The sequence below is a fragment of the Bacillus sp. EU52 genome (genome assembly GCF_037964975.1).
In the GTDB taxonomy this organism is placed as follows: Bacteria; Bacillota; Bacilli; order Bacillales; family Bacillaceae; genus Bacillus; species Bacillus subtilis.
Genome location: NZ_CP150177.1, coordinates 3,661,709 through 3,678,658 on the forward strand (window position 1 = coordinate 3,661,709; position 16,950 = coordinate 3,678,658).

The following is a 16,950-nucleotide window of genomic DNA, read 5'->3' on the forward strand; positions in this document are numbered from 1 at the left end:
TCAGTCAATAATTAAATTCCTGCTGTTCGGGCACACTACCTTTACTACGGAAAGGAGTGCCGGTATGAAGGTATTTATCGTGATTATGATCATTGTCGTTATTTTCTTTGCCTTGATTCTGCTTGATATCTTCATGGGCCGTGCCGGATACAGAAAAAAGGCGTACGAGCCTGTTTTTTCAAAAAAGAAGAGTGACATCGAATTGATCCACTGCGGCGCTGATCTCGTTGAGCGGATGATGAATGATATTCGCCAGGCCGCCTCTTCTGTTCACATGATGTTTTTTATTATGAAAAATGATGAGGTCAGCCACAATATGTATACCTTGCTGAAAACAAAAGCCCAAGCTGGCGTATCCGTTTATTTGCTTCTGGATTGGGCGGGCTGCCGGGCAATTAAAAAAACGGCGCTGCAGACGATGAAAAATGCCGGCGTCCATGTCCATGTGATGAATCGTCCCCGTTTTCCTTTTTTCTTTTTTCATATGCAAAAACGGAATCACCGGAAGATTACGGTGATAGACGGAAAAATCGGTTATATCGGCGGGTTTAATATCGCCGAAGAATATCTTGGAAAGAAAGCGAAGTTCGGCAATTGGGAGGATTATCATCTGCGCATGATCGGAGAAGGCGTACATGATCTTCAAACGCTTTTTGCTTCTGATCTAAAACGTAATACCGGAATCGAACTGGGTTCGGATGTTTGGCCAAAGCTTCAGCAAGGGACTATTTCTCACAAGATATATGCGACTGACGGTTATTCCCTTGAAAACATATACTTGGCCAACATTGCCCAAGCGAAGAATCGCCTTACGGTTTGCACGCCTTATTACATTCCATCAAAACCGCTTCAAGAGGCCCTTATTAACGCAAGAAAAAACGGCGTATCCGTGAGAATCATTGTACCGATGAAATCAGACCATCCGCTGGTACGAGAAGCAGCTTTTACGTATTATTCGGAGCTCTTGGATGCCGGCTGTCTTATTTATCGTTATTATCAAGGGTTTTATCATGTAAAAGCCCTCATCATAGACGACCATCTCAGCATTATCGGAACAGCCAACTTCGATAAACGAAGCCTGTTTTTAAATGAAGAGGTGAATGTCGAAATTGATGACGAAGCGTTTACAAGTGAAGTCTATGCCACGATTGAGGAGGATATGAAAAAGTCGGAGCTGCTGACGATGGAGGATTTCAGCAAGCGCACATTCAGGCAGCGCCCGGCGGAATGGCTCGGCAGGGCATTATCTTATTTCTTATAAAGGAGAGTTCCTATGATTTTCAGATTCGGGTTCGTTTCAAATGCGATGAGCCTTTGGGATGCGTCTCCCGCTAAAACATTGACATTCGCGCGTTATTCAAAGCTTTCAAAGACTGAAAGAAAAGAAGCGCTTCTGACTGTGACAAAAGCCAATTTGCGTAATACGATGAGAACCCTTCACTATATCATCGGCCACGGCATTCCTTTGTACCGTTTTTCCAGTTCGATTGTGCCGCTGGCTACGCATCCCGACGTGATGTGGGATTTTGTAACACCGTTTCAAAAAGAGTTTCGGGAGATTGGAGAGCTTGTTAAAACACATCAACTGCGAACAAGCTTTCATCCAAATCAATTCACTCTGTTTACGAGCCCGAAGGAATCCCTCACAAAAAATGCGGTAACCGATATGGCGTATCACTACCGCATGCTTGAGGCCATGGGCATTGCTGATCGCTCCGTTATCAACATTCATATTGGCGGCGCTTACGGAAATAAAGACACCGCCACTGCACAATTTCATCAAAATATAAAACGGCTGCCGCAGGAGATCAAAGAGCGGATGACACTTGAAAATGATGATAAAACATATACAACGGAAGAAACGCTTCAGGTCTGTGAGCAGGAGGATGTTCCGTTTGTCTTTGACTTTCATCATTTTTACGCCAATCCAGACGATCACGCCGACCTGAATGTAGCACTGCCCCGCATGATCAAAACGTGGGAGCGGATCGGCCTTCAGCCAAAGGTTCACTTGTCTTCCCCAAAATCGGAGCAAGCGATACGCAGCCATGCCGATTATGTTGACGCCAACTTTTTGCTGCCGCTGTTGGAACGCTTTAGGCAATGGGGAACGAATATTGATTTCATGATTGAAGCAAAGCAGAAAGACAAGGCGCTTCTCCGCTTGATGGATGAATTAAGCTCCATCCGCGGTGTCAAACGCATCGGGGGCGGTGCGCTGCAATGGAAGTCATAAATGTGCAAAAATAGGTTTACGACTTGTCAGCTTTGGGAACTTAGGCTATATAAGACAACAATCGATGGAGGAGAAAGATCATGAAAAATATCAAGTCTCTGAAAGTAGCCGCACAGGCCTTTACTTTAAGAAATTTGATTCATCTTTATAAAATGTGCCATTCCGGAAGCCACGAGGTTTATATTTATTCAAAGAAAACGATGTGCAAAATCAAAAGCTTAATTGAGCTTGAAACATTCCGCATGGCTCATAATGAAAAGGAATATCTGATCGTAGTTGAAGGAACAAAAGCATCACAGCTCATTGAAAAATTCCAAAATCTCATCGAGCCTGCTGAGAGAGAAGCGCTCTAACTTACATACAAAAAAGGATAGACATCTGTCTATCCTTTTTCTTATGCTCTTACATAATGGAGCTGAACCGCTTGTCCAAATTGTTTTGTCCCTTTTAACCGCAGTTTTGTTTCATTTGTTAGTTCGTGAAACAGCGGGATGCCGCTTCCTAAAACGACGGGAATAACAGTGATGATGAATTCGTCGATGGCATCTTCTTTCATAAAGGCATTCACAAGCTCTGCCCCGCCAGCTATCCAGATGTTTGAGCCTTTTTCCTGTTTCAAACGGGCAGTGAAGGCTCTGGCTCCCTCATTGATAAACGTCACATGTTCATCTTGATAACTGTCGGGCGATCCTGTAAAAACATAGCAGGTTTTATCCTGATACGGGAAAACCGGTGTTAGCACTTTAACGTGCTCATATGTGCTCCGCCCTAGAATGACTGTATCAACAGTCTGATAAAAATCACTGTAGCCGTTGTCGCCTTCACCTTCAAATTCATCCAGCCAATCGATGCTTCCATCTTCTTTTGCGATCATCCCGTCCAATGAAACAGCAATGTACAGCACAGTTTTTCTTTCCATGTTCTCCTCCTATCGATGCACCATTTGCCCGAATTGCGCTTGATGCAGCCTGCTGTATAGGCCTCCGGCTTCGATCAGGTCTTGATGACGGCCTTGTTCTTCAATACCGTTGTTTGTGACGACTACAATTCTGTCCGCGTCTTTGATCGTCGCCAGCCTGTGGGCGATGACAAGCGTCGTGCGCCCCTCAGACAACTCTTGAAGCGCCTTTTGGATCGCCGCTTCCGTCTCTGTATCAAGAGCTGAGGTGGCTTCGTCGAGAATCAAGATCGACGGATTTTTCAAGAACATCCTTGCAATTGACAGACGCTGTTTTTGCCCGCCGGAAAGCTTCACGCCGCGTTCGCCAATCATAGTATCCAACCCATCGGGCATGTTATGGACGAGCTCTTCCAGATGCGCCTGCTTCACAGCTTGCCAAATGTCTTCTTCAGATGCGCCTAATCGGCCGTAGGCGATATTTTCTCTAAGCGTGCCCGAGAATAAGAAAACGTCCTGCTGCACGACGCCAATCTGCCCGCGCAACGAAGAAAGCGTCATGTCTTTTATACTGATGCCGTCAATCGTAATGTCGCCCTCCGATGCTTCATAAAAACGCGGAAGCAGACTGCAAAGCGTTGATTTCCCTGCACCTGACGGACCGACGAACGCCACCGTTTCCCCCGCTTGAATGGATAGGTTGATGTCATTGAGGACATTGTGATGGCCATCATAGCCAAACGAAACATGTTTATAGCGGATATTGCCCTTCAGGCCGGAAACATCTCTCGCATCAGGTGAATCCTGAATGTCCGGCTCTGTCTCCATGAGCTCCATATAGCTTTTGAAACCCGCGATCCCCCTCGGATACATTTCGATAATGGCATTAATTTTGTCAATAGGCCTGAACAGCACATTTGTCAGGAGCACAAACGCCACAAATTCCCCGTACGATAAGGAGCCGCGAATGACAAACCACGTCCCGCACAAAAGGACAAACAGCGTGACAAACCGGGTCAGCATATAGCTGATTGAACCGTTTTTCGCCATGATTTTGTAGGAAGAAAGCTTTGTGACACGAAAACGCTGGTTATTGACGGCGAAACGTTCTTTTTCAAACGCTTCATTTCCGAACGCCTGCACAAGCCGGATGCCGCCGATGTTATTTTCTACACGCGCGCTGAAGTCTCCGATATCCTTGTTCAGCGTGGTAAATGCTTTGGTCATTTTTTTGTTGAAATAAAGCGCTAGCCAAATGACGATCGGCATAATGATAAACGTTAATAAAGCAAGCTGCCAGTTAATAAACAGCATCACTCCGAACGCCCCGAGAATGGTCATGACCGCAATGAATAAGTCTTCCGGACCGTGATGGGCGACTTCACCGATATACATTAAATCGTTCGTGAGCTTCGACATCAGCGTTCCCGTCTTGTTGTTGTCGTAAAATTTGAACGAGAGCTTTTGCAAATGGTCAAAAAGCGACTTTCTCATATCAGTCTCAATATTGATACCAAGCATGTGTCCCCAGTAGGTCACGATATACTGAAGAGCCGAGCTGAGCGCGTACACCGCAAATAACCCGATTGAGGTCGCGATGATCAGTCCCCAGTCCCTGCCCGGCAGCAAGGTATCAATAAAATAATTGACAATCAAAGGAAAACTCAGCTCCATTAAACCTCCCGCGATCGCTGAGAAAAAGTCGAGAAAGAACAACGTTTTATATGGTTTATAATATGAAAAAAATTGCCGCAGCACCCTATCTTCCCCCAATGTATAAATAACTGATAATATTTCTCAATTATACTATACACGGGCTGTTTTGAAAGATCAGATTTCTTTTTTCTTACAGAACACCTGAAAACAGGCGGGCAAACGACTCTTTTGTCCGGTCAGCCACGCCTCTTTTATAAAAGCCGACAGGGCTGAGCTTTTCACTTTCCTGCATATCCTCTTCAAAATGGGCCTCAAGGGTTCGGATCGCTTCGGCATCCGTGAAGAACACATTCACTTCAAAGTTGAGCTGAAAGCTGCGCATGTCCATATTCGCGGTACCGACGGAGGCGAGATCGCCATCAATGATCATGACTTTTTGATGCATGAAGCCTTTTTGGTAGGAGTACACTTCAATGCCCTCAAGAAGCAGCTCCGGGAAATAGGACCTCGACGCGTATTGGGTCAAAAAGCTGTCGTTCTTCTCCGGCACCATAACCCTTACCTCTACCCCCTTTGTCGCCGCTGCTTTTAGCGCCGTGCGAATGGATTCATTGGGGACAAAATAGGGCGTGGCGATCCATATTGATTTCTGCGCTGAAGAAATCATTTCATAATAAAGGTCGCTCATGCTTTCTTTCATGTCAGGGCCTGTCGCGACAATTTGATAAATGCCTCCTCCTTCCACGGAAACCGGGGTATTGTACTCCTCTTGATCAATTAGCACTTCATTGGAGACATATTCCCAATCCAGCATAAAGATAGCGTGGAGCGTTTGCACAATTTCCCCCTCAAGCCGCAGGTGTGTATCTCTCCAAAATCCGATGTACGGATCTCTGCTGATATATTCCTTCCCGACATTTAATCCACCCACAAAACCGGTTTTCCCATCGATGATCACGATTTTCCGGTGATTTCTGAAATTCAGCTTCTGGTTGAAAAACCCGTATTTCAGCGGAGAAAACGGGACGATGTCCACCCCCGCTTGTTTCATTCTCATAATATCTCTTCTTGCCAGCTTCATGCTTCCTGCCGCATCGTATAAAAACCTCACCTCGACACCCTGGCGCGCTTTCTCCATCATAATATCCATCATGCCGCGTCCGAGCATGTCTGATTTAAACATGTAGTATTCAATATGTATGTAAGATTCCGCTTTTCTCATTGCTTTGAAAATGTCCGGGAAGGTTTCTTCGCCGTTTTTCAGCACTTTGATGTTGCTTTTCGTATTGATATTCATATGGGCAGCCCTGATGGAATATGTAAAGAACCTCTCTTGATTGTCCTTCAGCCCTGTCACTTCGGGCGTTTCCTCCTTGTCAAACAGCTTCCTGAGCTTTTCCCTGTTGTACATTCGTTTTGTCTTAAACAGCTTTCCCTTTACATAAAGCTGTCCCGAAAACAGATAAAACACGTAGCCGACGATTGGAAAAAAGACAAGAATATGGATCCATAGCAGCGTGTGCTGCGAGGTGCGGTTTTCAAGAATTAATGAATAGATGCTGAACAAAATAATGCTTATATAGCAAAGCAATCCTCCGTAAAACTCAAGCCTGGAAACCGGAAAAAACCAAATGACATATGCCCCGATGAGCATCATATATAAAAAGAAAAATTCCAGTCTCCTTTTCAGCATCCTGATTCTCTCCAATCTGATTCAATTACCTCTGTATTACCTCTTTTTTCTAACCGATAAACCTTGTAAGTAAAAAACCTCTCCGCCAAAGGAGGAGAGGTTAGAGAAAACTAACTGTCAAGGAATTCATCCGCATCGTTTCTGCAGAAATAAAGCAAGACTATTGGCAACGTCGAGTGAAGCCTGATGATACAACATGAGCGGCAGGCCGAACCCGCTCAGCACTCCGGCAAGCGCCGAAAAAGAGGCGGCGCTGTGACTGCAAATACGGTGGATAGAGTGAATTTGATGCCCACTCTGATGAGAGAAAATATATAAAACGGGATATTGATCAGAAAGATATAAGGAGTTAGTCAGGCTGAGTCATAATCTGCTGTTCCGCCGGTTTAAAATGAGTAAAATCCGTTTTATTCTTGATGTTATTTCCAAATACAAACACAACAGGATTCCCGGCCGCCCAGCCATTACCTTGGCAGAAAAAACCCCCTCTTGCAAGGGGGATTTTCACGAGCGTTTCCGATATACAACGTAGCTGCGGGTCAGATACTTGAGCGGCAGACTGAACACATGAACCAATCTTGTAAACGGCCACAGGATAAAAACGACGTAGCCTATCACAATATGAAACTTAAACCATAGCGGGACACTCTCCATCAACGAGGGGTCAGGCCGGAACAAAGCGATTTCCCTGAACCACGGCCCGACTGTTGTCCGGTAATCGAAGCCTTTCGAATCAATGTTGAGAAACGTGGCCGCAACGCCTGACAGCATCATGAACAGCAGCAGGAGGAGCGTAAGGATATCCGATGGCGAGCTCGTTTTGCGGATCCTTTTGTCAAACAGCCTTCTGTACGTCAGGATGACAAGTCCGGTACATGCCGCAATGCCCGCCGGCAAGCCAGCGCCAATCGCCATTTTGTGATACATATGCTCTGAAATGCCAAGGGAAGCATACACGCCTTCCGGGATCAGAATCCCCATGACATGCCCGCCGACAACGCACAGCAGTCCCCAGTGAAAAAGTGTGCTGCCCGCGGCGAGTTTTTTCTTTTCTAACATCTCGCTTGATTTCGCCGTCCAGCCAAATTGGTCATGCTGGTAGCGGTAAATATGGCCGCCGATAAAGATTGTCAATACAATGTATGGCATAATACCCCAGAGGATCTGCCCGCTCATGCCTGAACAGCCCCTTCAACGCTTTCACGTACGCCAATGTTTTCAAGCGCGGCCAGCAGCACGTGCAGCAGTTCAGCGTATATACTGTCATTTTTTTCGAGACGGGATGCCAGCTCCCTCACATTGGACAGATATTTCTCAAACACGCTTCTCGCTGCTTCAATTTCTGCAGCCGCAGCAAATTCCAGCATCAGCGGCAGATAATCAGGCAGCTCTTTTTCTGTCGGCAGGAAACCGGATTGCTCGTATGTGTTTTTTAAATGCAGCAATTCAACGCCGCGTTCCCTTTGCTCGCCCGAGTTAAAGTAGGTGACATACATATTTGTTTTTTTCCCAAAGTCGAATGTATAGACATAGTGTTCAATCAGCGCTTCCGGTGAAAAGCTGGCTGACGCTTCGAAAAAGTGCAGCAACTTCTCCCGGATTTGCCGGTTGCTGATTTCATGGATAAGAGCCTTCCAATCGGGAATCTCGGCTCTCCACTCTTCATCCGGATAAGAGAGAAGAGAGGAAAGAGCGGAGAACGTCATTTGCCGGTCTGTGGTGTTCATCTTGTTACACCTCATTTATCAAAAGTTAGAAACAGGAGCCGGGGCCGCCTGAAAATGATAGGCCGCAGCTCCCTTGTTCAGCATATAAATCTGAAACTTCTTCTCGATGACTGCTCGGTATCACAAAGCGGTCATCATATTTGGCAATCGCAAGCAGCCGATACATATCTTCAATTTGCTGTTCTGTTAAGCCGACACTGGAGATCAGTTCCGGGTCGATTGATTTATTTGTCTGGATCGCTCTCATATACTGGCGCATGACAGACATTTTCTTTAACGTTGACCGAATATGATCCGTATCACCGGCTGTTAACAGCTGCGCCAAATAGTCTATCGGGATTCTCATTTGGTCGATAGCCGGAAAAATATCTTCCGCGGATTGCCGGCTGCCTTTTCCTTCAAAGAGATTCATAATCGGGCTGAGCGGCGGAATGTACCACACCATGGGCAGCGTGCGGTACTCTGGATGAAGCGGCAGCGCAATCTTCCAGTCAATGATCATTTTATAGATCGGCGATTGCTGCGCAGCCTCTATCCATTCAGCCGGAATGCCTTGTTCTTTTGCCAGCTTGGCAACCTCAGGATCATTTGGATCAAGAAAAACGTCCAATTGGGAATGGTAGAGATCCTTTTCATTTTCAACAGATGCCGCTTCCTCCACTTTGTCCGCGTCATACAGCATGACGCCGAGGTAGCGGATTCTGCCAACACACGTCTCAGAGCAGATGGTTGGCAGTCCCGCCTCCAAACGCGGAAAGCAGAGTGTGCATTTTTCCGCTTTGTTCGTTTGCCAGTTAAAATAGACTTTTTTATAAGGACAGGATGAGACGCAATATCTCCATGAACGGCATGCGTTTTGATCCACAAGCACAATGCCGTCCTCCTCGCGTTTGTACATGGCGCCGGATGGACAGGATGAGACGCACGCCGGGTTGATGCAGTGCTCGCAAATACGGGGCAAATACATCATAAAGACCTCATCGAATTCTGTTTTGATCGATTCCTCCATCTTTTGTACGTTGGGATCTTCAAGTCCCGTTATGTGGCCGCCCGCGAGATCATCCTCCCAGTTCGGTCCCCATTCGATATTCATAAAATCCCCCGTTAAGGACGATTTCGGGCGTGCTACCGGCTGGTGTTTTTTCTGCGGGCTGTTCGTTAATGTTTCATAATCATAGTTCCAGGGCTCATAGTAATCATCAATCGACGGCTGATTCGGATTATAGAAAAGGCCTGCAAGCCGATTGGTTTTCGAGCCCGATTTCAGCTCGAGCTTTCCTTTTTTCAATGTCCAGCCGCCTTTATATTTGTCCTGGTCCTCCCATTGCTTCGGGTAGCCGATGCCCGGCTTTGTTTCTACATTATTGAAGTACATATATTCCGCACCGGAACGGTTTGTCCACGTGTTTTTGCAGGTGACGCTGCACGTGTGGCAGCCGATGCATTTATCCAAGTTCATGACCATACCGATTTGCGCTTTAATCTTCAAGCCAATCGACCTCCTTCAGCTTGCGGATGACGACGTTCAGGTCGCGCTGATTCCCCGTTGGACCGTAATAATTAAAGCCGTAGCTGAGCTGGGCGTAGCCACCGATCATCTGTGTCGGCTTGACGTGAATCCTTGTCGGGCTGTTATGGGTGCCTCCGCGGTTATTCGTCAGCTTTGTGCCGGGCACGTTGATGTGGCGGTCCTGGGCATGGTGCATAAACGCCATTCCTTTAGGAATCCGATGAGACAAAACGGCTCTCGCGACGACAACACCGTTTCGGTTAAAGCATTCAATCCAATCGTTGTCTTTGATATCCGTGTCCTCTGCATCATCTTTATTCATCCACACGGTTGGCCCGCCGCGGAACAGCGTCAGCATTGGCAGAGAATCAAAATACATGCTGTGGACAGACCATTTATTATGCGGCGTCAAATAATTGAGGACGATTTCTTTTCCCTCTTGATCAGGCCGTTTGCTCAGAAACGGGCGATGCTGGAGGATCGGTTTGAATGTCGCCATCGTTTCACCGAATTCCATCATCAGTTCATGATCGACATAATAGGATTGTCTGCCTGTCAGCGTCCGCCACGGAATTAATTTTTCAACATTTGTTGTAAACGGCGAATACCTGCGCCCTCCTTTTTCAGAGCCGGAAAACGCCGGAGACGTGATCACCGTTTTCGGCTGGGCTGTAATTTGTTCGAACGTAAAGCATTCTTCCTCGCGTTCTTCCGCCAGGTCTTTCAGCTTCAGGTTCGTGATGTTTTCAAGTGATTCCCATGCTTTGACGGCGACCTTTCCATTCGAAGTGGATGATAGGGTTAAAATCGCTTCTGCTGCCTGCTTTGCTTCACTTATATTCGGACATCCCTTTGCGACACTGTCCGAGGTGATTTCTCCCAATCTCTGTTTGAGTGATTCATATTCATCGGCTATTGACCAGCTCATCCCTTTTGTTCCGCTCGGCTTTAAAGCAACGTTCGGACCAAGTGCAGTCATTTTATGAAAAATGTGTTTGTAATCCCGTTCAACGACTTGGATGTTCGGCATCGTTTTTCCCGGAATGGCTTCACATTCGCCTTTGCTCCAGTCATTGATTTTGCCGAATGGCTGGGCCAATTCCTGCATGGTGTCGTGGAGGAGCGGCGTCGCAACCACTTCTTTCACCGGCTCCATATTGACTTCTTCTGCCAGATCGGAAACGGCTTTTGACAGCGCCTTGAAAATATCCCAGTCTGACTTCGATTCCCACGGAGCTGAGATCGCCGGAGCAAATGGATGAATGAACGGATGCATATCTGTGCTGCTGAGATCGTGTTTTTCATACCATGTCGCCGCCGGCAGCACGATATCGGAATACAGCGCCGTACCCGCCATTCGAAAATCAAGATTGATTAATAAGTCGAGCTTTCCTTCCGGCGCCTGCTCCCGCCATTTGATTTCTTCTGGGCGGATGCTGTCGCTGTCGTCATTCATTAAACCGTTCGTTGTCCCCAGCAAATGCTTGAGAAAATATTCATGCCCTTTTCCTGAGCTTGAGATCAGATTTGCCCGCCATACAAAGAGATTCCTTGGGAAATTCACTTCATTGTCAGGATCTTCAATCGCGAATTTCAGTTTTTTCTCTTGGAGCTGTGAGGCCACGTACGCACCTACGTCTTCAGGTGTTGCTGCCCCTGCTTTTTCAGCTTCTTTATACAGATCGATGCCATTTTGATTGAAAGTCGGGTAAGACGGAAGCCACCCTAGCCGCGCCGCCAGCACATTGTAATCAGCGTGGTGCTTGTAGCGGGATGACGCAGCAATCGGTGATGCCAAATCACTGATCGGCTGGTCCTCATAACGCCACTGATCTGTCGCAAAGTAGAAAAATGAAGTGCCGTTTTGCAGCTTGGGCACGCCCTCCCAGTCCTTTGCAGTTGCAATCGTCTGCCATCCTTCAGCAGGTCGGAGCTTTTCCTGCCCGACGTAATGGGCCCAGCCTCCGCCATTTACGCCTTGGGCGCCTACAAGCAAAACAAGATTTAACACTGCTCGGTAGATCGTGTCGGAGTTGAACCAGTGGTTAATGCCGGCTCCTACGATAATCATAGACCGGCCGTCTGTATCGATCGCATTTTGAGCAAACTCTCTGGCAATCTTAACGACAGCTTCTTTTTTGATTCCTGTCATTTGTTCCTGCCAGGCAGGCGTAAACGGCTCAGGATCATCATAGGAGACAGCTTGTTGTTCGCCGATGCCCCGATTTACGCCGTAGTTAGCCAGTATCAAGTCAAACACGGTCGTGACGTACGTCTCTTCACCGTTCAGGTTCATTTTTTTAATAGGAAGATCCCGCTCGAGCACTTTGTTTCCGTCATTTGAAAAATAAGGAATGCGCACCGTGCCGATTTCATCCTCTATTCCGAGCACAGAGAGACGGGGTTCAATCGGTTCCCCGGTTTCTTCATCAATCATGTGCAGGTTCCATTTCTGCTGCCCGTCCCAGCGCGAGCCCATTGTCCCTTGGGGTATGGCAAATGAACTTGTCTGTTCATCCCAAACCGCAGGCTTCCACTGATCATGCTTTGTCTTCCGCCCGATGTCCTTCGCATGCAGAAACCGTCCCGCTGTGTATACGCCATTTTCTTTTGACAGGGTGACGAGAAATGGAAAATCAGTGTATTGCTTCGCGTACTCAATAAAACGTTCAGTTTCTTGGTTCACGTAAAATTCCTGCAGAATGACGTGACCCATCGCCATCGCAAGCGCCCCGTCAGTCCCTTGGCGAATACTCAGCCAGTCATCCGCGAACTTTGAGGATTCCGCAAAATCCGGACTGATCGAAATGACCTTAGCGCCTTTATAGCGGGCCTCCGCCAAAAAATGCGCGTCAGGCGTTCTCGTTAACGGAACGTTGGAGCCCCATGTGATGATATAGCCGGAATTGTACCAATCACTGCTTTCCGGAACGTCCGTCTGGTCACCCCAAATTTGCGGGGATGCCGGAGGAAGATCCGCATACCAGTCATAAAAACTGAGCATAGGGCCTCCGATTAACGACATAAACCGGGAGCCTGATGCATGGCTGATCATGGACATGGCCGGAATCGGAGAAAAACCGACGTTTCTGTCAGGCCCGTATTTCATCACTGTATACAGCAGAGAGGCTGAAATCAGCTTCAGCACCTCCGGCCATTCAGCGCGCACAAAACCGCCTTTCCCTCTCGCCTGTTTATAGGACTTCGCTTTTTCAGGGTTTTCGACGATCGATTTCCAGGCTTCCAATGGATTTTGATGTTCTTGCAGTGCCTCCCGCCATAAATTAATCAGTACACCGCGCACGTATGGATATTTCACACGCAGCGGGCTGTAGATATACCATGAAAAACTGGCCCCCCGCGGGCAGCCTCTCGGTTCAAAATCAGGCATATCCGGGCCTGTTGAAGGATAATTCAAATTTTGCCCTTCCCACGTGACAATTCCGTTTTTCACATAAATATTCCAGCTGCAAGACCCTGTACAGTTAACGCCGTGGGTGGAGCGAACGACTTTGTCGTACTGCCATCTGTTTCTGTATACATTCTCCCAATCGCGATCTTCGCGGGTGGTTTGGCTATGTTTATTTGAATGGTGTTCGATAGGAGAGAAATAATTCAATCTCCTAAACAACGGACTCCTTTTCTTTTTCTTCATGAGAGTTCACTCCTTCCGAGTCAGGTGATGCTAAGTTCACTATAAACAGAGACAGCGCGTTTCCTTGTGAACTATGTCACACACTCTGCTTTTTTCACAAAATGTCCACACAAAGGAGAAGAAAGGCTGCGTTCAGGCAGGACGCTTGGGTCATTAGCTGCCTTTCATTCAAAGACAAAAAAACCGGCTCTATTTAAGAACCGGGCTCAGCGTTTTCATCCTGTGATGTATGCAGATACCGCAAAAATAATTGATAGGAACAAAAAACATTTTGCTGAAGCATAGCCAAAAAGTTCATTTGCAGCTGCGGATGATAAGACATCATTTTCTTAAATATGTAATATGGGATGTTGAGAATCAGAATGTCTGAAGTGGCATTGACTGAGATAAAGGGCGATAAATAAAGCCCGCCTTTTTCATCAATCGGAAACACATCGCCTTTTTCCCACAGCGCAACGGTTTTCGACCCTTCAGGGAGCCTGCTGTCCATGAAACGGACACTGCCTTTTAATACAATATAAACAGATTGAGAATGAAGAAAAGATGGAGACTGATCACATGAGCCGCGGATAAACGTGCCGTTTTTCAGCAAGGTTTCGACAATGGATAGAGGCACTTCATTAAACATAGGAAGTTGTTTCAGAAATAATAAATAGTCACACTGATTCATAGGAAAACCTCCTGTGCTAAGGATAGCTTTAGTGTAGCTCGATCGAGCCTGTACAGCAGTGATGTATTTCACAGCCTGTATGATGAATGTCACTTATCAGGAGGGTGACTGCATTTATAATGAAAGAAAAAAGGAGGATTTCGATGAAGGCGCTGATTCCGAAGCAGCACGGCTCGTGGGCGATGCTGCTGATCCCATTTTTACTCGGCATGGTCAAGGGAGGCCCCGTTATTTGGCATATTCCGCTCTTCCTAGGCTGGCTTTTCCTATACTTAGCGGTTTATCCCGTTACGCTTGCCTTAAAAAAGAAACAAAGCAAACCATATCAAAAGTGGATGTGTTATTACGGTTTTCCCGCCTGCTGCTTTTTGATGATCTCGGTCTTTCATAAGCCGCCTCTCATCTGGGTGGGCGTTTCTTTACTGCCGCTGTTTCTCATACATATGTATTTTGCCCGCAGAAAAAACGAACGAGCCTTATTGAATGATGTTGCAGGTGTCTTGTTCTTTTGTTCGGGCGGGTTTGCGAGCTGCTGGCTGGGGATGGGAACCCTTGACGGCTGGGCTTGGTTTATTTTCTTGCAGTCTGCTTTATTTTTTATCGGGAGTTCCTTTTATGTGAAATCGGTTATTCGTGAAAGAAAAAACAGGGCATTTGCATACTGGTCATGGGGGTATCACCTGCTGCTCCCCTTTTTATCCGCTCTTTTCGGAGCAGGATGGGCGTTTCTCGCTTTTATCCCGAGCAGCTTGCGGGCATGGTTTTTTCATGGAAGGGATTGGCCCGTGAAAACGATTGGCATTCTGGAAATCGTGAATGCCTGCTTCTTTTTTGCCGTCATGTGCCTCTTTATGACAAGGTAAAAAAACAAGGACACCACTGTCCTTGTTTTTTCAGTCAATATTGCAAATCTCCAGCGGGCAATTTTCACACTCAATCTCACATCGTAAATAGTCCCGCTTGTGCAAAATAATTTTTCCGGATTCGTCTATCGAAATAACCCCTTTTTTGCGGAGATCTCCCAGCATACGGTTGATGCTTTCCCGTGCAGCCGCACAAAACTTTGCCAAATCCTGATTTGTCAGGACAATGTTAATCAGAATGCCGTCGCTTCGCTCCACTCCGTAGCTGTTTGATAAACGGATAAGGGTGGAATAGAGCGCCCCCTTTTTGCCATGAAGAAGCAGATCCCTGATTTTGGACTGAATCTTCCGGAGGTGCGTGCTCATCCATTTCATGAACTCAAATGTCAAAGCGCCGTTTTGGATTAATTCTTTTTCCAGCTTATTTTTATTAATGACGAGCACCTCGCCATCCTCTAGCACTTTTGCACTGAGCATATACCTCGGTTCTTCAGTGAAAAGTGTTAATTCTCCGACGATATCATGCTTTTGGCAGATTCTAAGCGTCAGGTCTTTTCCGTCAGATGTCAGCTTGCCGATTTCAATGAGTCCTGATTGAATCAGATAAAGCTCTTCTGCATCCATTCCTTCTCGAAACAAATACGTGTGTTTTTCCATTTTTCTTTTCGTGCTGATCGATTCCAGCAGTTCATGCAGATCGCTGGATATAAGATCACTATCAGATGGTCGAACAGAGAGAAAATTCATGAGCTCACCTCGAAGAAAGTCACGTTGTGTGTTTATTGTAACGTGAATTGATTTGTACCCATCGAGAAAAAACTAACAATCTTGTGAATGCCCAGTGTTAGTTGATGCTCTGGCTGTTTCTCTCCGTGTGTGTTTTCATTCTTTCCTGCCAATACATCCATATGACAAGGACAAAACTGGCTAACGCCACCTCTGAAAGCGCCATAAACCCGATCGCGTACTGGCCTGTTGCCTGAAACACACTCGCCAATATGAGCGGAGGAAAAAAGCCGCCTAATCCGCCCATGGCAGACACAATCCCATTGGCAATCCCCGCTTGCTTCGAAAAATAGAAAGGCACCAGTTTAAAAACAGTTCCGTTTCCTATGCCTGAGCAGACGGCCACGGTTAATGATCCAAACGTATAAAGGCCGATTGTCGGCGAGAACGATAGGATAATGCCTGATAATGTAAGCCCGGCAAAAACAAACATCAAGATGCGGAGCGGGCTCATTTTATCAGCCAGGAATCCGCCTGCAGGCCTGAGCAGCGTAGAAACCGCAATAAAGCCAGCCGTCCGCAAGCCGGCATCTGCAGGATTCAGCCCAAAATGCTCCACCAGAAAGTTCGGCAGATAGATAGTGAAGGCGACAAAGGCACCGAACGTAATAAAATAAAACAGGCTCAGAAACCATAGCACATGATTCCGGTAAACGGCTTTGATTTGAGTCTTAACAGAAACTTTGACCTTCTTCTCATGCCTGTCACCGAACAAAACGTGCAGTAAGGCAAAGACAGCCAGCAAAACCAGATACATCTGCACGGTTGATTTCCACCCGACGGCTTGAGCGATAACCGGCGCTGCAAATGTCGTAACGGCTGTCCCGATATTTCCTGCACCGTAAATCCCATTGACGACACCGTGCTTTTCTTTCGGATAATATTTCGGGAGGGAGGTCACCCCAATGGAAAACACCGCTCCCCCGATCCCTAAGAAAAAGCCGCCTGCGATTAAATCAAACAGAGAATCCGCGATACTGATCCAAAATACAGGAAATAAAAGCAGGATGAAGCTAACCATAAACATGAGCCGCGCGCCAAACCTGTTCGTTAAATACCCTAAAGGAATGCGGAGAAGCGACCCGAGGATCACAGGAATCGCCGTCACCAAAGAAATCTCACCCTTGCTTAAATGAATATCTAATGTGATTTGGGAAATGAGTGATGAAATCAGCACCCAAACCATAAACCCTGCCACCAAGCTTAATGACTGTAACGATAATTGAATGTGTTGACGGTTGATCATTTGGCTTGCC

The 16,950-nt window shown here is 46.7% G+C and carries 14 protein-coding genes and 1 pseudogene; 4 read left to right on the forward strand and 11 right to left on the reverse strand.

Features of this window, described 5'->3' with window-relative positions; all coding sequences use genetic code 11:
* The first annotated feature begins 64 nt into the window (after positions 1-64).
* From cls (NSU05_RS18830) to NSU05_RS18840, 3 genes are all read left to right on the forward strand, one after another.
* Positions 65-1,261: a cardiolipin synthase gene (cls, locus tag NSU05_RS18830; RefSeq protein ID WP_003227602.1), complete on the forward strand. Its 1,197-nt coding sequence runs from the start codon at positions 65-67 to the stop codon at positions 1,259-1,261.
* 12 nt (positions 1,262-1,273) lie between these two features.
* Positions 1,274-2,236, forward strand: coding sequence for a UV DNA damage repair endonuclease UvsE (uvsE, locus tag NSU05_RS18835; protein WP_038429783.1), 963 nt, complete (start codon positions 1,274-1,276; stop codon positions 2,234-2,236).
* A gap of 80 nt (positions 2,237-2,316) precedes the next feature.
* Complete coding sequence (locus NSU05_RS18840) at positions 2,317-2,589, forward strand: hypothetical protein (RefSeq protein WP_003227597.1); 273 nt, start codon at positions 2,317-2,319, stop codon at positions 2,587-2,589.
* 41 nt (positions 2,590-2,630) lie between these two features.
* Here the strand turns inward: NSU05_RS18840 and NSU05_RS18845 are convergent, their stop codons facing one another.
* The 9 genes and pseudogenes from NSU05_RS18845 to arfM all read right to left on the reverse strand — a co-directional run bounded on the left by NSU05_RS18845 (position 2,631) and on the right by arfM (position 14,045).
* On the reverse strand, positions 2,631-3,155 hold the full coding sequence (locus NSU05_RS18845) for a dihydrofolate reductase family protein (RefSeq protein WP_038429784.1): 525 nt from the start codon (positions 3,153-3,155) through the stop codon (positions 2,631-2,633).
* Positions 3,156-3,164: 9 nt separating this feature from the next.
* A complete protein-coding gene (locus NSU05_RS18850; protein WP_032727056.1) occupies positions 3,165-4,892 on the reverse strand; it encodes an ABC transporter ATP-binding protein in 1,728 nt (575 codons plus the stop codon).
* Between the two features lie 88 nt (positions 4,893-4,980).
* Entirely contained in the window at positions 4,981-6,483 is a 1,503-nt protein-coding gene (gene cls / locus NSU05_RS18855) for a cardiolipin synthase (RefSeq protein ID WP_038429785.1), read from the reverse strand.
* 129 nt (positions 6,484-6,612) lie between these two features.
* Positions 6,613-6,821: pseudogene (locus NSU05_RS18860) on the reverse strand (YitT family protein); the annotation flags it as partial.
* 166 nt (positions 6,822-6,987) lie between these two features.
* Positions 6,988-7,659, reverse strand: a complete 672-nt coding sequence (gene narI, locus NSU05_RS18865) for a respiratory nitrate reductase subunit gamma (protein WP_017696267.1) — start codon at positions 7,657-7,659, stop codon at positions 6,988-6,990.
* Positions 7,656-8,210, reverse strand: coding sequence for a nitrate reductase molybdenum cofactor assembly chaperone (narJ, locus tag NSU05_RS18870; RefSeq protein WP_015384918.1), 555 nt, complete (start codon positions 8,208-8,210; stop codon positions 7,656-7,658). The genes narI and narJ overlap by 4 nt, the downstream gene beginning before the upstream one ends.
* A gap of 25 nt (positions 8,211-8,235) precedes the next feature.
* On the reverse strand, positions 8,236-9,699 hold the full coding sequence (narH, locus tag NSU05_RS18875) for a nitrate reductase subunit beta (RefSeq protein ID WP_014481212.1): 1,464 nt from the start codon (positions 9,697-9,699) through the stop codon (positions 8,236-8,238).
* The gene (locus NSU05_RS18880) at positions 9,689-13,375 is read right to left on the reverse strand and encodes a nitrate reductase subunit alpha (protein WP_038429786.1); all 3,687 of its coding nucleotides are present in this window, start codon (positions 13,373-13,375) and stop codon (positions 9,689-9,691) included. The genes narH and NSU05_RS18880 overlap by 11 nt, the downstream gene beginning before the upstream one ends.
* Before the next feature lie 193 nt (positions 13,376-13,568).
* Positions 13,569-14,045: a Crp/Fnr family transcriptional regulator ArfM gene (gene arfM, locus NSU05_RS18885; protein WP_014478284.1), complete on the reverse strand. Its 477-nt coding sequence runs from the start codon at positions 14,043-14,045 to the stop codon at positions 13,569-13,571.
* A 143-nt stretch (positions 14,046-14,188) separates the two neighbouring features.
* Between arfM and NSU05_RS18890 the strand changes: the two genes are divergently transcribed.
* On the forward strand, positions 14,189-14,908 hold the full coding sequence (locus NSU05_RS18890) for a YwiC-like family protein (protein WP_038429787.1): 720 nt from the start codon (positions 14,189-14,191) through the stop codon (positions 14,906-14,908).
* Positions 14,909-14,938: 30 nt separating this feature from the next.
* Here the strand turns inward: NSU05_RS18890 and fnr are convergent, their stop codons facing one another.
* Together fnr and narK are read right to left on the reverse strand one after the other, a co-directional pair.
* Complete coding sequence (fnr, locus tag NSU05_RS18895; RefSeq protein WP_014481215.1) at positions 14,939-15,655, reverse strand: fumarate/nitrate reduction transcriptional regulator Fnr; 717 nt, start codon at positions 15,653-15,655, stop codon at positions 14,939-14,941.
* A gap of 97 nt (positions 15,656-15,752) precedes the next feature.
* Positions 15,753-16,940 carry a nitrate transporter NarK gene (gene narK, locus NSU05_RS18900; RefSeq protein WP_014478287.1) on the reverse strand — a complete coding sequence of 396 codons (1,188 nt, stop codon included), beginning with the start codon at positions 16,938-16,940 and terminating at the stop codon, positions 15,753-15,755.
* Positions 16,941-16,950: the final 10 nt, after the last annotated feature.

Bases quoted from the DNA above. Each gene is read 5' to 3' on its own strand.
- fnr (WP_014481215.1), bottom strand. From the start codon at position 15,655: ATGAATTTTCTCTCTGTTCGACCATCTGATAGTGATCTTATATCCAGC.
- NSU05_RS18840 (WP_003227597.1), top strand. From the start codon at position 2,317: ATGAAAAATATCAAGTCTCTGAAAGTAGCCGCACAGGCCTTTACTTTA.
- NSU05_RS18890 (WP_038429787.1), top strand. From the start codon at position 14,189: ATGAAGGCGCTGATTCCGAAGCAGCACGGCTCGTGGGCGATGCTGCTG.
- narK (WP_014478287.1), bottom strand. From the start codon at position 16,940: ATGATCAACCGTCAACACATTCAATTATCGTTACAGTCATTAAGCTTG.
- narI (WP_017696267.1), bottom strand. From the start codon at position 7,659: ATGAGCGGGCAGATCCTCTGGGGTATTATGCCATACATTGTATTGACA.
- narJ (WP_015384918.1), bottom strand. From the start codon at position 8,210: ATGAACACCACAGACCGGCAAATGACGTTCTCCGCTCTTTCCTCTCTT.
- NSU05_RS18880 (WP_038429786.1), bottom strand. From the start codon at position 13,375: ATGAAGAAAAAGAAAAGGAGTCCGTTGTTTAGGAGATTGAATTATTTC.
- cls (WP_003227602.1), top strand. From the start codon at position 65: ATGAAGGTATTTATCGTGATTATGATCATTGTCGTTATTTTCTTTGCC.
- cls (WP_038429785.1), bottom strand. From the start codon at position 6,483: ATGCTGAAAAGGAGACTGGAATTTTTCTTTTTATATATGATGCTCATC.
- uvsE (WP_038429783.1), top strand. From the start codon at position 1,274: ATGATTTTCAGATTCGGGTTCGTTTCAAATGCGATGAGCCTTTGGGAT.
- arfM (WP_014478284.1), bottom strand. From the start codon at position 14,045: ATGAATCAGTGTGACTATTTATTATTTCTGAAACAACTTCCTATGTTT.
- NSU05_RS18845 (WP_038429784.1), bottom strand. From the start codon at position 3,155: ATGGAAAGAAAAACTGTGCTGTACATTGCTGTTTCATTGGACGGGATG.